The 14,537-nt window shown below is 36.8% G+C and carries 14 protein-coding genes and 1 pseudogene; 7 read left to right on the forward strand and 8 right to left on the reverse strand.

Annotated elements, in window-relative coordinates; genetic code table 11:
- Window positions 1-194 precede the first annotated feature (194 nt).
- The 5 genes from DW922_RS10000 to DW922_RS17480 form a co-directional block, all read right to left on the reverse strand.
- Entirely contained in the window at window positions 195-1,427 is a 1,233-nt protein-coding gene (locus DW922_RS10000; protein ID WP_002596379.1) for a site-specific integrase, read from the reverse strand.
- A 46-nt stretch (window positions 1,428-1,473) separates the two neighbouring features.
- Window positions 1,474-1,656, reverse strand: coding sequence for a hypothetical protein (locus DW922_RS10005; RefSeq protein ID WP_002596378.1), 183 nt, complete (start codon window positions 1,654-1,656; stop codon window positions 1,474-1,476).
- A 107-nt stretch (window positions 1,657-1,763) separates the two neighbouring features.
- Window positions 1,764-1,946, reverse strand: coding sequence for a DUF6462 family protein (locus DW922_RS18050; protein WP_002596377.1), 183 nt, complete (start codon window positions 1,944-1,946; stop codon window positions 1,764-1,766).
- Between the two features lie 541 nt (window positions 1,947-2,487).
- Window positions 2,488-2,817 (reverse strand): HTH domain-containing protein, encoded by a 330-nt coding sequence (locus DW922_RS10015; protein ID WP_002596376.1) that lies wholly within the window; start codon window positions 2,815-2,817, stop codon window positions 2,488-2,490.
- A 3-nt stretch (window positions 2,818-2,820) separates the two neighbouring features.
- Complete coding sequence (locus DW922_RS17480; RefSeq protein ID WP_014081113.1) at window positions 2,821-2,982, reverse strand: hypothetical protein; 162 nt, start codon at window positions 2,980-2,982, stop codon at window positions 2,821-2,823.
- Window positions 2,983-3,367: 385 nt separating this feature from the next.
- Between DW922_RS17480 and DW922_RS10020 the strand changes: the two genes are divergently transcribed.
- The 5 genes from DW922_RS10020 to DW922_RS10040 all read left to right on the forward strand — a co-directional run bounded on the left by DW922_RS10020 (window position 3,368) and on the right by DW922_RS10040 (window position 8,050).
- Window positions 3,368-3,709 (forward strand): MobC family plasmid mobilization relaxosome protein, encoded by a 342-nt coding sequence (locus DW922_RS10020; protein WP_002596375.1) that lies wholly within the window; start codon window positions 3,368-3,370, stop codon window positions 3,707-3,709.
- The gene (locus DW922_RS10025; RefSeq protein WP_002596374.1) at window positions 3,658-5,061 is read left to right on the forward strand and encodes a relaxase/mobilization nuclease domain-containing protein; all 1,404 of its coding nucleotides are present in this window, start codon (window positions 3,658-3,660) and stop codon (window positions 5,059-5,061) included. Before DW922_RS10020 ends, DW922_RS10025 begins: the two co-directional genes overlap by 52 nt.
- 217 nt (window positions 5,062-5,278) lie before the next feature.
- The gene (locus DW922_RS10030; protein ID WP_118726451.1) at window positions 5,279-5,626 is read left to right on the forward strand and encodes a helix-turn-helix transcriptional regulator; all 348 of its coding nucleotides are present in this window, start codon (window positions 5,279-5,281) and stop codon (window positions 5,624-5,626) included.
- A gap of 230 nt (window positions 5,627-5,856) precedes the next feature.
- The gene (locus tag DW922_RS10035) at window positions 5,857-6,243 is read left to right on the forward strand and encodes a BlaI/MecI/CopY family transcriptional regulator (RefSeq protein ID WP_002596372.1); all 387 of its coding nucleotides are present in this window, start codon (window positions 5,857-5,859) and stop codon (window positions 6,241-6,243) included.
- Window position 6,244: 1 nt separating this feature from the next.
- Window positions 6,245-8,050 carry a BlaR1 family beta-lactam sensor/signal transducer gene (locus DW922_RS10040; protein WP_118726452.1) on the forward strand — a complete coding sequence of 602 codons (1,806 nt, stop codon included), beginning with the start codon at window positions 6,245-6,247 and terminating at the stop codon, window positions 8,048-8,050.
- Window positions 8,051-8,191: 141 nt separating this feature from the next.
- Here DW922_RS10040 and DW922_RS10045 read toward each other — a convergent pair whose 3' ends face one another.
- Entirely contained in the window at window positions 8,192-9,187 is a 996-nt protein-coding gene (locus tag DW922_RS10045) for a hypothetical protein (RefSeq protein WP_002596370.1), read from the reverse strand.
- Between the two features lie 108 nt (window positions 9,188-9,295).
- Window positions 9,296-9,718: a hypothetical protein gene (locus DW922_RS10050; RefSeq protein WP_002596369.1), complete on the reverse strand. Its 423-nt coding sequence runs from the start codon at window positions 9,716-9,718 to the stop codon at window positions 9,296-9,298.
- A gap of 1,761 nt (window positions 9,719-11,479) precedes the next feature.
- Here DW922_RS10050 and bla point away from each other — a divergent pair.
- Complete coding sequence (gene bla, locus DW922_RS10055) at window positions 11,480-12,373, forward strand: class A beta-lactamase (RefSeq protein WP_002567442.1); 894 nt, start codon at window positions 11,480-11,482, stop codon at window positions 12,371-12,373.
- 367 nt (window positions 12,374-12,740) lie between these two features.
- Here bla and DW922_RS10060 read toward each other — a convergent pair whose 3' ends face one another.
- Window positions 12,741-13,253 carry a restriction endonuclease subunit R gene (locus tag DW922_RS10060; protein WP_002567441.1) on the reverse strand — a complete coding sequence of 171 codons (513 nt, stop codon included), beginning with the start codon at window positions 13,251-13,253 and terminating at the stop codon, window positions 12,741-12,743.
- Window positions 13,254-13,299: 46 nt separating this feature from the next.
- Between DW922_RS10060 and DW922_RS10065 the strand changes: the two are divergent.
- Window positions 13,300-14,428, forward strand: a pseudogene (locus tag DW922_RS10065) (IS3 family transposase); the annotation flags it as partial.
- Between the last annotated feature and the right edge of the window lie 109 nt (window positions 14,429-14,537).

The following is a 14,537-nucleotide window of genomic DNA, read 5'->3' on the forward strand; positions in this document are numbered from 1 at the left end:
TGTCGGGAATATAACCGAAGCTAATCCACCACAGTCCAAATAAGTTGATAAACGCTTTTTTACACGATTTTCATTATATATCGCCAGTCCATATTTGTCCACCAAAATCCAACAAACTAATGTCATTTTGATGTATTCTGACTTTTTTGATGTCAGGTTTGTCTTGGAAATCGTCCCCTTGCAAGGACTTCTTCCTAAAATATATCACTATTATTTTCCAGAGCTTTAATTGCTTCCTTTTTCTTCACATCTGTTGCTTCCGCATAAATATCCATCGTTGTTTCAATATTTGCATGACCCATAATACTTTGAATCACTTTCAGATTTCTTTCATTTTCACAAAATCTGGTGCAAAATGTGTGTCGGATATGATGACACGAAAAATGAGGAATCAATACCGGGCGTCTGCTCTCCCGTTTTGCCTTAATAATTTCTTCGGCATTGTAGGCTTCGTAAATTCTTTTGATTGCACTGTTGATTACGCTGGGTTTATGGATAATTCCGTCTTTATTGCAAAAGATAAACCCACTCATACCATCAACCACTTGCACATTAAAACCGGTTTCTTTCTGTGCTTCGTATTCATCCTTAAATGCCTGTTCTACAGCCTGCATCATCGGAATAGTACGAATCCCGGCTTCTGTCTTTGGCGAAGAAATATGAAATTCACTCTTTCCATTCTCCATTACTCGATAGATAGCCGCATGGTTTATACTAATGGTTTTATTCTCATAATCCAAATCTTCCCAACGCAGCCCTATCATTTCTCCTATGCGACATCCCGTTCCAAAAAGTGCTGTAAACAGTGGCAACCAATGGCAATACACAGGACTGTTCGATACATAATTCAAAAATGCTCTCTGCTGTTCCAATGTAAGTGCGTGTCTTATGCCCTTATTCTTTCCATTCGCCTTTTTGATTTCTGCCATTACACCGCTTGCCGGATTATTGCGTATCACATTGTCCCTAACTGCCATCTGAAAGGTTGGGTGCAGAATCGTATGAATATTATCCAATGTATTCGCCTGTAACCCCAATATGTTCATCAACGAACAATAAAAGAATTTCACATCAGAATACTTTATATCATTGATGATTCTTTTTCCAAAAGTATCTCTGACAAAACGGTTATACATATACTTATAATTTACCCGTGTGTGTTCTTTCAAATCATACTTCGTTGAAATATACCTGTCAAATGCATAGTTCAAAGTTGTCTTTCCACTGCAATAGCTTTCAAGACCGTCCAACTGATTGCGAACAAGTTCTTTTTCCTTTTCCCTTAACTCCAACAGGTCATTTGAATAAACGACCCGCCTTTTACCTGTCGAATCGGTGTACTGGTAGATATACCTTCCGTCGTTTTTCCTCTGACTTTCGCCTTTCCTTAATACTCTGCCTTTTGAATCTTTTCTCGACATTGACATTATGTACCACCTTCCTCTCAATATAAGAAAGAGGTCACAAATGCCATTACTCATTCTCGGTATTATCCTGCTCTTGCAGCTTTCTAAATCCTTGAACAAGCGTCTGTGTTATGGTCAGATCATGAGAGCTGGCATACTCTGTTATATCTGTATGCTCATCTTTTGTAAGACGGATGAATACACCTTCACTTCTCGGATTTTCTAACTTAGGTCTACCCATTCTTGCCATCCGTCAACACCTGCCTTTCATAACCTGACTTCATTTTACTACTTGTATATCAAAAAGTCAAATGCTTTTTGATATACAATAATTCGTTTTCCTCTTTCTTATCATGTCTACGCCCGAAAAGATTCCAAATACTCCTCAAAAATCTTCACGTTTACCAATGTGATACGGTTAATTTTATAAACAGCACGAGCATCCTGTGCCAATTTCATAAAGCTGTGTTTACTCATAGAATACCTCTCCGCACCCTCGTCATACCTTATAAAATTTTTTGTGTTCACTTTTGCCTGCATTCTTCCACCTACCTTTTCAAAGTGTGTTCTTTTTCTCTTGCTATGGTTATGGCATATCTGCCAATAAAAACATACTTAACAAACAAATATGCTTTTATTGGAAGATATTAAAAAATCCGTACAGGTGGCAGCTCATTACACTACCCACATCGGTATCGCACCGTCATCTTATCTGACCGGACTAAGCCGGAAGTATCATTATCAAAAATATGTATCAACGCCTCCGTGTAACTGCTACACATTTATGCCGGATATTTCTCGCTCCACACCTTAACTTCAATATCTGCTTTCAATATTCCTTCGTATCCACCTCTGCCAAAGGCAAAAGCAGGTGTCTTATGGCGTATCCTCAAAGCGGCTCCACATATTCCACACGTCCTGTACGCATTGGTTTATGAAATTGTCAAGGTACAATCGCAGACATCGTCTGCATTTTGGATAAAATCAAAGCTGAAATTGTCAGCCTAAAAAGCACATAAGCACACTTCCGTCTGCTATGAACGGTTCTGTAAAAATTATGTGCTTTATCAGAATGACAAGATCAAAGTTGTAATTTATCCGGTCCATATTTTCTTAGAACTTGAAATAAAACTTTTTTATGTATGCCCTCCGTCCAATCATATAATTCATGCAAGGCAGCTACTTCCATAGGTGTCAGCGAATTGGCATAAGGCTTGTAATCCTCTCTTATAAAAATTCCTCCGTTCTCTCCCTGTTTTGTATAAATCGGATAAACCGGAGTTAAAGCCTGAATATCATACTGTATCGTGCGAATGGAAACGCCAAATTCCTGTGCCAATTCATTCGCTGTTGTATGTCGTCTGATAATAAGAATATTGATTATTTCCGTTCTACGATGTACGGTATTCATGCTTCACCCCCTCTCTTCTGGTTTTCCAATTCTAATTTTAAATGCAGAATATGCAGTATCTTTGCTTATTCCCCTAAATTTCTCTGTAAATCTTTTATCTCTCTCCAGCCATTGACTTTCCCCTTTCCCATTGATAAAATCATTATGGATAGAATCAAAAATCATAAAAAGTCACACAAACTGCTATGGAGTTTTTACGGGCAATCCATGCCCTTATGAACCGTGGCAGTTTTTTATTGCTTCTGCCCAACTGCAAAGTCGAATTATCAACGCTATCCATAACAAGGGCGGTAACGCCCTACTGTGTTGCAAACCGCTCGCCTATACTCACGCAACACGCAAATTCCCTACGGGTAATTTGCAGAAGAATAGCAAGCACTGCCTGTGTTCCCTCACAGGCACCATTTCCGCAAGTTTCTACCAAGTGAAAACTTGCAGAAATTGGCTTGCATGGGGCATATCCCCCTGTCCCCCTAAAAGCAAAAAACAACCGCCGGCTACGGCATATTTGAAAATCTTTTATACAAATAAGGAAAGGACTGATACTGCAATGGCAAACCGAGAAAGACAAAATGAACTTAAAATCTATCTCAGCGATGACGAGCAATACATCTTAGATCAGAAATGGAAAGCCTCCGGCATGAAGAGCAAATCCGCATTTATTCGGCATCTGATTTTGTATGGCTATGTCTACGATGTAAACTACGAACACCTGCGGGAATACAACACCACGCTCGCCCGTATCGGCAATAATCTGAACCAGATTGCCAAGCGGATGAATGCTACTGGCAATGTTTATAAAGCCGATGTAAACGAAGTAAAGGAGCTGATGAAACAGGTATGGCAATCACAAAAATCCATGCTATCCAGGCAACCGTCCATAAGGCAGTAAACTATATCTGTAATCCCCAAAAAACAGATGAAAGTATTCTCATTTCTTCCTTCGGATGCAGTCCTGAAACCGCTGCCTTTGACTTCAAATTTGCTCTGTCAAAAACAAATCAGGCAGACCCCAACAAAGCCTTTCATCTGATACAGGCTTTCGCTCCGGGAGAGGTATCTTATAAGGAAGCACATCAGATCGGTGTGGAGCTTGCCAACAAGCTGTTAGAGGGGAAATTTTCTTATATCGTTTCCACTCATATTGATAAAGGTCACGTTCACAACCACATCATTTTCTGTGCCGCAGATAATGTGAATCACGAAAAATATCATGACTGTAAACAGACCTACTACCACATTCGCCGCCTGAATGATGAGCTGTGTTCCAAGCATCAGTTATCCGTCATTTCTCCCACAAACCAGCGTGGTAAAAGTTATAAAGAATGGACATCCGGCAGAAATGGCACCTCGTGGAAAATCAAGCTCAAGCAGGACATTGATGAAGCAATTCAAAACGCTGATACATATGAACAGTGCATGGAGCTGATACGGGCAAAAGGTTATGAAATCAAAGGCGAAACCATTGGAGGAAACGCCTTAAAGTACATTTCCTTCCGCCCCCTTGACCGGGAGCATTTTGTCCGTGGCAGCTTAAAGTCTTTGGGTGCAGAATACACCAAAGAACGGATTAAGGAACGGGTAGAAACAAAGGCTTTAGCACAGACACAAAAACGTGTCCCATTCCCTGCCCGAAAGAAACCTCTTATCAAGGATTATTCTTCCCGAACGCTCATTGACACCTCGGAAGAAAAGTTCACGCAAAGCCCCGGTCTGCAGCATTGGGCAGCGATTGAAAATCTCAAAATCGCTGCCAGCAGTTACAGTAAAGCAGGTTCTATCATCGAGCTTGAAAAACAGATTGAAAGTAAGTCTGTTCTTGCAAAAACCGCACGGAACAGTCTTGTGGAAACAGAACGTCAGCTAAAGGATTTAGGACAGATATTGAAATACGCTGAACAATATCAGAGCAATCATATCTATCACATCCGTTACCGGAAATCGAAAGACCCTGACGCTTATCTCCGCCACCATGAAACAGAACTCCTGCTCCATGACGGTGCAGAAAATATGCTGAAACGCTTTGGAATCAGCTTAAAACATTTTGATATTGATAAGTTTCGTAATGATTACAATGCTCTGTATGCCAAGAAAGAAGCCTTGCAGAAAACCTATAAATCTGCTGAAAAAGACATACAGGCTCTCAACCGAAAACTGGATAATCTGAACCAGTATCTTGACCGGACTCCGGGACAGGAACAGACCACAAACCACAAACCGGAAAAAGACTTTACAACGCTCTGATTTCCCCACAAAAAAGGTGTATCGCGTTGAAGTTTTATACTTCTTTGCGATACACCTTAGTGTGTAATATGCTGCTATCTCAAAACTTTTCACTATTCTTTTTCTATGTATTTTCCCATACTTTACATCCATGTATTACGCTCCATATCTACACTGTATTCTATTGCAATTCACTCGTTTTAATAGGTATTGTAAACTACTATCGAGGTGAATTATAATGCATGACATAAAACAAATTCTTGCCATTGCAGTGCGTGAAGCCCGTACCGAACTCGGACTTTCACAAGAAAAGCTGGCTGAAACTCTTAATATGGATACCCGCACCATACTAAATATTGAAGCCGGACGTGGTAACCCCAAATATAATAAGCTGTATCCTTTGATTACATATCTGAAGATACCCGCCGATAAGATTTTCTACCCAGCCAACGCAAACCAACAGCCAAATCTCCAAAAACTCCTGACCCTGCTGAATGACTGCACGGAACAGGAGGCTGCGGATTTATTGCCTATGGTTCGTTATCTGCTTGATCTGCTGCACAAGCAAGACCATCCAAATCTGTAAGAATGCCAATAGACTCCTTGTGACTCTATTGGTTTTCTTATTTTCAAAGCACTTTATTTACAATTTCAATCATCCTGATTCCACTCCTTTTTTAATTCTTACTTATGTAATATTTTAATTATTACATAAGTAAGATTTCAAGTCAATCTATTTTCTCTTAAATTGACAACTACACAAATAACATCTATAATATTTTTATTACAGCCGTAAGATTTAAGGAGGGATTTGAAATGAGCGATTTACCACAGATTTCTGAAGCTGAATTTGAAGTTATGAAAATCGTATGGAAACATGCGCCGATCAGCACCAATGAAATAACTGATAAATTATTACAGACTACGAGCTGGAGTCCAAAAACAATACAAACTCTAATTAAACGTCTAGTGAACAAGGGCGTTCTGACTTATGAAAAACAAAGTCGGGTGTTTGTTTACACTCCAGTTGTGAAAGAAAGTGAATACATCGGTCAGGAAAGTAACTCTTTTCTAGAACGATACTACGATGGGGACATCACTGCCATGCTGTCTGCATATATAGAAAATGACAGACTGTCCGAAACGGAAATAGACACTCTCCGCTCTCTTCTTTCCAAGAGGTCAAAAAAAGGAGGTAATTAACATGGCTGATTTTATGATACGCTTTTTAATATGCAATGTATTTATCAGCGGTATCATCGGAATTCTTTTGATAGCCAAGCGGATATTCAAAGGCAACCTATCCAGCCGGATGCAGTATAATCTGTGGTTCCTGCTACTTGGATTGTTGGTAGTTCCTTTTATACCGTTCCGTTTAATTGGGTTTCCGCAAATCCTCTCGTGGCTCAGTAGCCTGAAAAGTTCTCCTACTTCTGGCACCAGAACCGCCATAGGAGAAGCTGTGGGGATCAATCCAGCCGGAAATGCAGACTGGATGAATGACTTTGCCCTTTCGGTAAATAGTGAGACTCCATCCAGCATCGGATACATACTATTTGGAATATGGCTTGTAGGCATCCTTGCAATGATTATATTGGTAATCAAATCCTCTATCCGCTTACAGAACTTGAAAAAATCTGCACTTCCCCTTCAGAACCCGGAAGTCCGAAAACTATATCATCGATGTATGAAAGAAATGGGAATTAACAGAAATATCCATGTTTACAGTACTGCATTTTTGAAATCTCCAATTATTGTGGGGCTTTTGAAACCTTGTATTTATCTGCCGATTCATCTCATCTCAGATTATAACGAATCGGACATGCGATACATGCTATTACACGAGCTACAGCACTATAAGCACAAAGATGCTATTGCCAACTATCTAATGAACTTTGCCGGAATAATATATTGGTTCAATCCTCTTGTCTGGTATGCTCTGAAAGAAATGCGTAATGACAGAGAGGTTGCCTGTGACACCTCTGTTTTAAAGATGCTTGAGGAGGATGATTATGCAGATTATGGTAATACACTGATCAATTTTGCGGAAAAGATTTCACTTACTCCATTTCCGTTTGCCGCCGGTCTTGGTGGAAACATGAAGCAGATGAAACGGAGAATTATCAACATTGTATCTTATGAGAAGCCGACATTTATAAAAAGAGTAAAAGGTATGACTGCATTCATGTTGACTGCTGTCCTTCTCCTTGGATTCGCACCTTTTATTTCTACATACGCAGCAGATGGAAGCCACTACCAATGGGATTCCTCTTCTGAGAATATTTCCTATGTAGACCTCTCCACATACTTCGGAGAATACAAAGGCAGCTTTGTTTTATACGATTTGGAAAACGATGCATGGAGTATACATGACATGGAGCATGCCACCTTACGGGTTGCTCCAAACTCCACCTACAAGATATACGATGCTTTGTTCGGATTGGAAGAAGGCGTCATTACACCGGAAAATTCGTTCATTGCATGGAATGGAGAAACCTATCCATTTGAAGCATGGAACGCAGATCAGACCTTACAGTCTGCAATGAACTCCTCTGTGAATTGGTATTTTCAAGCAGTAGATGAACAGCTTGGAGCCTCTGACGTTTACAGCTATGTTCAAGAAATCGGATATGGTAACGAAAACATGAGTGGCGATTTCTCCTCTTATTGGATGGAATCCTCCTTGGAAATCTCTCCAATAGAACAGGTCGAACTTTTAACCAAGCTGCAGAATAACAGTTTCGGCTTCGCCCCTGAAAATATCAATGCAGTAAAAGATGCCATCTGCCTTTCAGCTTCCGATGCCGGAACATTCTACGGAAAGACCGGAACTGGCCGTGTGAATGGACAGGATGTAAACGGATGGTTCATCGGTTATATCGAAACTGCAGATAATACATACTTTTTTGCCACCAACATTAGTGCAGACAGCGATGCTACTGGCGGCAACGCAACTGAAATAACCATGTCTATCTTATCAGACATGAATATCTGGGTATCACAGAAATAACAAAAACGAGTAAAGGTTAACTGTAGAATTAACTTTTACTCGTTTTTTCGAGGCTTATAAATATTAAATGTTTTTCTCCCTTTTCGGAAAAGTGAGTTGTTAAATTACAGCTTTCTGTACATCATCGGGTGCTTTCCCGAATTAATGCCAATCATTTGTTTTCTCATCCGTAATCTCCAATGTCTCAGTATCTATTAGATAGAAATCCACAACCTTGGTGGAAGCTACTTCATTACCGGATTTGTCTTTGAATTTAATTTGATAAACATATTCTCTTGAACCATTTTCAACATAAGATTCATTAATAATAATGTAATGCGTTGCTATAGTTGAAATACCATCTTGCTCGTATACTTGCTCCGCAATATTAACGTAAGGATATCCCTTAGCCGAAATATTATATGCCAGAAACTCGCTGAGTTCATCCCCAGCCTTTACTCCTTGGTATGACTCGGTATTTCTGATATAAGTTGCAACAGCTGTTAGTTCCTTCTTATAGGACTGAAATTCTTCTGTCATAGGATAGCCGTCACTGTCTGTATCTATTGCTGTGTCATCCTCCTTCTTCTGTTGAGAAAATATATTTTCATTATCTATTCTCTCGTCTTCTGAATCATCAGTTATTTCAGTAGTATCATCCATTGCAGCATTTTCTTCTATCATACTATCATATTCGTAACCATCAACAAATGGATCAAATCCGCCTTTTCCAAAGTAATCAGTAAAAAGTACTTCATCACCTGTAATAAGTGGATTTCTGTATTCATAATAATCAACATATACCCGCAGAAAGGCTCTCACATAGGCAACACATTTTATTCCGTCTTTTTCAACTATATGCATCGGTTTATAAGTAAAAGCAAATATTAAAATGCAAATATAAGTCAAAGGTATGAGACAAATGGCTTCAACACATATTGCTACATATTTCACATAGTTCTTTCGTATTTTTAGCAATAATTGAAATATGCCCAACAATATTCCTATTGTTATGATTCCGATTACCGCATAATAAAACCATTCTATAAACTTCAGATGGAAAAGCGATAATATGCCGTGAGCACCTGCAAATAACGTAGCGGCTACAAGTGTATCTAAGAGTATATACTTAGAATAATGCTTTAAAATATCTTTCATCTGAAAGCCTCCTTGTCATGCAGACACAATTACAAATTTATATTTATACATTGATGGAGAGCGGGAACACAATTCCGAAAAGGGACATGTTTTTTCTTTTTTTAATTACTACTTTTTGCAATATTCATAAATATTAAATGGTTCTTCTCTTTTTTCAAATAAGATATCAGCTTCTTTAATAATCTTAATAAGTTCTTCTGTCTCTACACCTACTGTTTTTAGTACAAGTAACTTCTTTTCATTCGTTATGAGAAAGAAAAAACCTTTGTACAAAAAGACTCTATCTATTTCTTTAAGTTCACAGATCTTTTTATCTTCTAATTTTATTCCCTGAATATCAATTTCCACTTTGTTATATCTTGATTTATTCCATACAAATTCATGGACATTATTTTCAAATTTTTTTCCCTTAGATTGAAACCAAATAATCCAAATCAATGCAATAATAGAAATCCCCATTCCCACATAAAACATCGGATAACTCTTTACAAAATAGCAGCCGATTGATAACAAAAATAATACTGGTGTCATTATATAAATAATTTTCCTTCTATTATATTTTGTCTTAAGTAATTGATATGGCATAGCATATTCTAACGAAAGCATATCTGAAATTACACTTTCTATATTATCTGATATGAATATTTATAAATTATAAAAGTAACAATCATATAGATAAGAAAAAACAACATAACTCAATCAGTTTAGTTTAATACGATTCTTTAAATTGATAAAAGGATGGTACACAAAAAGATAAACTGCCCATATTGTGTGGACATCATATAAAAAACATTCTTGTTAAGATAATATTTGAGTTTCCAACGGAGTGGCGATGCCACTCCTGTTTTTCATTGGATGCTTTAGCTTAATAAAACCCCTAGTTCTACTAGGGATAAATAAAATACTTTAGTATATTTTTTTGAATGATAATTACTATGGATTTACGAATTATCAACTAAAGGATATACAATATTTAATTAACATACTGTATTCTCAATTATAGTACCTGTTTACAGGTTGCAGTGCAAACAAATACGATGATATTTTTTCGATGCCCCTTTTAGGGGTTGGCACGTAATATCCCTTCTAGGGGTTGCTCAAACCACTAGTTTACTAGTGGTTTTGATTGGATATACTTATGGTTATAAAAGATGTCTGACAGATATAAAATATCCTGTTATGTATGCATATAAGAAATATCCGTTACCCATTTTCTGTGTCGGCAAATTTCTGGCAACAACCCATATTTCTTCATAATTTGCTGGAATGTTTTCGGAAATCATAATATCTACAGCAAGATATCTCGAAGAAACGATACATCATTGATAATGTATAGCACACTTTGTGTCTATATATAAACTCATATTGCACTTGTACTCTCACATCCATTCTTCTAATCGCAGAAAATTCCGTAAAAGTTCATTTTTCATCTTCAGGCACTCAATTTCTTACTGATATTCTCTGATACTAGCTGGTTCTGTCTGTTTTTAGGACGTCCTCTGTATTTTAGCAGAAGCCCAGCAATAAGACGAGTCTATTCCCGATTATAGTAATTGATTCAGTTTTCAATTTGTCGAATCTCTAATTAAAAGTATTTTACAAGCTTACGGATTGGTTTTTCCTACTTTACACATAGCAATCAGCTTTGGTTCAATTATTTGATATGCGTGTATTTACTTTTTGCTATAATAAAACCTGCTCATATAATCAAGTGTTTTTTGTTGAAACCACAGGCTCCTTATGTGATTCTATTATTTTAAATAAGGGGGCTTTTTGTCATTGTCCGTTTTTATTGGTTCAGTTCACTTTTTATGCTCAGATACAATAGGAAAAATTATTTTAAATTTTGCTTGACTTTTAAATATTACTATTGTAATATTTAAAACGTGCTTCACACAATAGACTTATTGCTATATTTTCTCAACTAAAATTTTATATTGACAAATACATATAGAATTCATTTTATTTATAAAGAGAGGTGACAAAACATTTTCAAAATCTTAATACAAATATGTTGAGAAAAGATAAACTATGTTGGATTATAGTTCGTAAGCACAACTAAAATGAATGGTTTACTAAATTTAACCTAAATAAAGAATTATATATTGTGACAAATACAACTCTCATATCCTTTAAAATGGAAATACTACTATTTTATTATGGATTTGCAATGAAAAACTTGAAAGGTGGAGATAATATATTACAAATGCATAAGTTAGCTATATGAAATGATATAAATGCTTCAAAAATTCAAAATTCTATGTATAATCTATATTTTAGGAGGATAAAGTTATGAAACACAACAAAATTATCATAAGTATTTTAACGATCTTTATCATATTATTATCTGTTGGATGTAGTAATAAACAAGAAAACATTCCTGATAGCAATGAAAATGTTAATGCAGATTATGATTCTCTATTTCAAGAACTGGAAGAAAAATATGATGCTACATTAGGAATTTATGCACTTGATACAGAAACTAATAAAGAAATTTCTTATAATGCAGATGAGAGATTTGCATACTGTTCAACATATAAAGCTTTAGCTGCCGGTGCCATTTTAGAAAAATACTCTATTGAAGAACTTGATAATGTAATATATTTTGAAGAAGAAGATGTTTTATCTTATGCACCAGTTGCAAAAGATAAAGTAGATACTGGAATGACTATTAGAGAAATATGTGATGCTGCAGTTAGACAAAGCGATAATACTGCTGGAAATCTACAATTTACTCTTCTTGATGGACCTAATGGTTTTAAACAATCATTAAGTAAAATTGGTGATACTGTAAGTGAGCCTTCTAGAATAGAAACTGAATTGAATGATGCTGTACCTGGCGATATAAGAGATACTAGTACTCCTAAACAATTGGCTTTCAATTTGAAAGAATATGTAACTGGAGATATATTGTCAGATGATAAAAAAGAGATTTTTATAGATTGGATGTCAAATAATGCAACTGGTGATGAATTAATTCGTGCTGGTGTACCAAGTGATTGGATTGTGGCAGATAAAAGTGGTGCTGGTTCTTATGGAACACGAAATGATATCGCTATTGTAACACCCCCAAATAAAAAACCTATATTTGTAGCTGTACTTTCAAAAAAAGCAGAACAAGATGCAGAATATGACAATAAACTGATAGCAGATGCCACAAAAATCATCTTTGATTTAATATCATAAAAATTGATTCACTCAAAAATAAATTAATATACCAAAATACGATTACAAAAGTTTTATCTTAGAAACTCTCAAAAAGAACCATAGATAAGATTATTTTCAGATAATCATGGATGCAATACTTAGAAGATTTCACCCATATGCTATATATACCATCTAGCTGATGGCATGTCAATAACAAGTGGCTTTCTCACCTGTTTAACTTGTCAAAAACCCCTGAATTTTATCCAAAATTCAGGGGTTTTTTGACAGTCTGATACCACCATTATGGTGGTCAGGGGATCGACAAAACTTAAAATTTCATTCATACAATACAAGCCCTTTCGGCAGGAACAAAAATCAATTTTGCCAATATGGTTTTATCATAATTCTAATTTTCTTCTTTTTCTGACTGCATCTCCGTAATACCTAAACCAAAGTATTTTTCAAAAAATGCTTTCAGTTTCTCAATAACACCTTGCTTTTTCTTGGCTCTGCCACTACCGCCAAAACGGGATACCGGAGGCATGAGCTTGTTAATTTCGGTTCCAGTCGTTTTCAATACTCCATCGCGGAACGCATTGGACACAAATTTTCTGGTTTCTTCTGGTTTGAGCTTTTCTGCCATAATAATTTTAGCAAGGTCATTTTCTTCCTGAGTAAGCACAAATCTGCGCCAGTCAGTTGTAACTTGTGTGTCTACATTGACACGATTGATAAAGGCTTCAATCAATTCTTTCTTGCTGCGAAGCTGCATACTGGCATCTACTGCCTTACGGATCGAAGTGAGAATTTCCTTATCCTCACAGTTGCCCTCATGATATTGCTCGACCAACATCAATATGTAGTCGATATTTGGATCTATATTAAATAAGTGGACACGATTTATAAACAGATGTACCATAATACTAGACACCAAAAGGAGGTATCTTTATGGCTAAAAAAATTATTATGATGAGGATTTCAAACGAACTCTTGTTGATCTCTATCATAATGGCAAAACGCAAGCTTCTCTAATCAAAGAGTATGGTGTTTCTCAAACTGCTCTTTCCAGATGGATCAAGCAATACTCCACTGTTGAAACATCTAATGGTGAAATTCTGACCGCTAAACAGATTCAGGAACTTCAGAAAAGAAATGCTCAGCTTGAAGAAGAAAACCTCATCCTAAAAAAAGCGATTGCCATCTTCACGCTACACTCAAACAAAGATTAAGCACAGTTTATAAGCTTCGATTACAGCACAATATCAAAACCCTCTGCCGTGTTCTCAACGTAAACCGCAGTACTTATTACAAACATTTTTATTCTCTGCCTTCTTCCAGAACCATTGAGAATCAGAACATCAAACAAATGATTCTACACATTTACGCTGACTACGATAAACGCATCGGTGCTTATAAAATTACATATATCTTAGGTCGTGACTATGGCATTTTCATCAGCGTCGGTCGAGTGTACCGCCTGATGCATTCCATGCAGCTTCCGCCTATATCCACAATAAAACCAAAATCCATTTCTCGCCCAAAAGAGTTGTCCGGCTGTTATGCTAATCACCTGCATCAAGCCTTTCATCAAAAAGCTCCCAACTTGGTCTGGACAAGTGATTTTACATATCTCAAAGCCGGAGGTAAGTGGTATTACCTTTGTATCATTATGGATCTTTTTCTAGAAAAATTATCTCTTGGAATATATCATCCAGACCCAATGCAGATCTGGTAATCCAGACCTTTCAGAAAGCATATCATACCAGAAATTGTCCTGCTGGACTGATGTTTCACTCTGATAGAGGATCACAGTACATAACCTTTGCATTTCGAAAACTGCTTGATGAACTGAATGTTGTCCAGTCCTTCTCGAAAAAGGCATATCCTTTTGATAACGCCTGCTGCGAAAGTTTCTTCAAATATCTCAAAAAAGAAGAAACCAATAGGCGTAATTTTCGCACCTATCGTGACCTATACCACTCTGTCTTCCAGTATATCAAAGACTTCTATAACTCTCGCAGACCACATGGTTCTTTAGGCTATCTGATACCAGACGAAATGGAAACAACATTCTGGGAACGACAAGGAATCTAGGCATTCCCAGAAAATATATTTAAAAATCGCGTCTTTTTCATTGACTATAGTTCAAAACCCTATGATATTGTCAATATTAGTTGACACATTTTCCTCAAGGATATCACTG

The sequence above is a fragment of the Clostridium sp. AM42-4 genome, assembly GCF_003480105.1.
Taxonomy (GTDB): Bacteria; Bacillota; Clostridia; order Lachnospirales; family Lachnospiraceae; genus Brotaphodocola.

Excerpts from the sequence above, each read along its gene's own strand:
- DW922_RS10005 (WP_002596378.1), bottom strand. The coding sequence starts at position 1,656 with ATGGCAAGAATGGGTAGACCTAAGTTAGAAAATCCGAGAAGTGAAGGT.
- DW922_RS10060 (WP_002567441.1), bottom strand. The coding sequence starts at position 13,253 with ATGGTACATCTGTTTATAAATCGTGTCCACTTATTTAATATAGATCCA.
- DW922_RS10015 (WP_002596376.1), bottom strand. The coding sequence starts at position 2,817 with ATGAATACCGTACATCGTAGAACGGAAATAATCAATATTCTTATTATC.
- DW922_RS10045 (WP_002596370.1), bottom strand. The coding sequence starts at position 9,187 with ATGAAAGATATTTTAAAGCATTATTCTAAGTATATACTCTTAGATACA.
- bla (WP_002567442.1), top strand. The coding sequence starts at position 11,480 with ATGAAACACAACAAAATTATCATAAGTATTTTAACGATCTTTATCATA.
- DW922_RS10040 (WP_118726452.1), top strand. The coding sequence starts at position 6,245 with ATGGCTGATTTTATGATACGCTTTTTAATATGCAATGTATTTATCAGC.
- DW922_RS10020 (WP_002596375.1), top strand. The coding sequence starts at position 3,368 with ATGGCAAACCGAGAAAGACAAAATGAACTTAAAATCTATCTCAGCGAT.
- DW922_RS10035 (WP_002596372.1), top strand. The coding sequence starts at position 5,857 with ATGAGCGATTTACCACAGATTTCTGAAGCTGAATTTGAAGTTATGAAA.
- DW922_RS10025 (WP_002596374.1), top strand. The coding sequence starts at position 3,658 with ATGGCAATCACAAAAATCCATGCTATCCAGGCAACCGTCCATAAGGCA.
- DW922_RS10000 (WP_002596379.1), bottom strand. The coding sequence starts at position 1,427 with ATGTCAATGTCGAGAAAAGATTCAAAAGGCAGAGTATTAAGGAAAGGC.
- DW922_RS17480 (WP_014081113.1), bottom strand. The coding sequence starts at position 2,982 with ATGATTTTTGATTCTATCCATAATGATTTTATCAATGGGAAAGGGGAA.
- DW922_RS10050 (WP_002596369.1), bottom strand. The coding sequence starts at position 9,718 with ATGACACCAGTATTATTTTTGTTATCAATCGGCTGCTATTTTGTAAAG.
- DW922_RS18050 (WP_002596377.1), bottom strand. The coding sequence starts at position 1,946 with ATGCAGGCAAAAGTGAACACAAAAAATTTTATAAGGTATGACGAGGGT.
- DW922_RS10030 (WP_118726451.1), top strand. The coding sequence starts at position 5,279 with ATGCATGACATAAAACAAATTCTTGCCATTGCAGTGCGTGAAGCCCGT.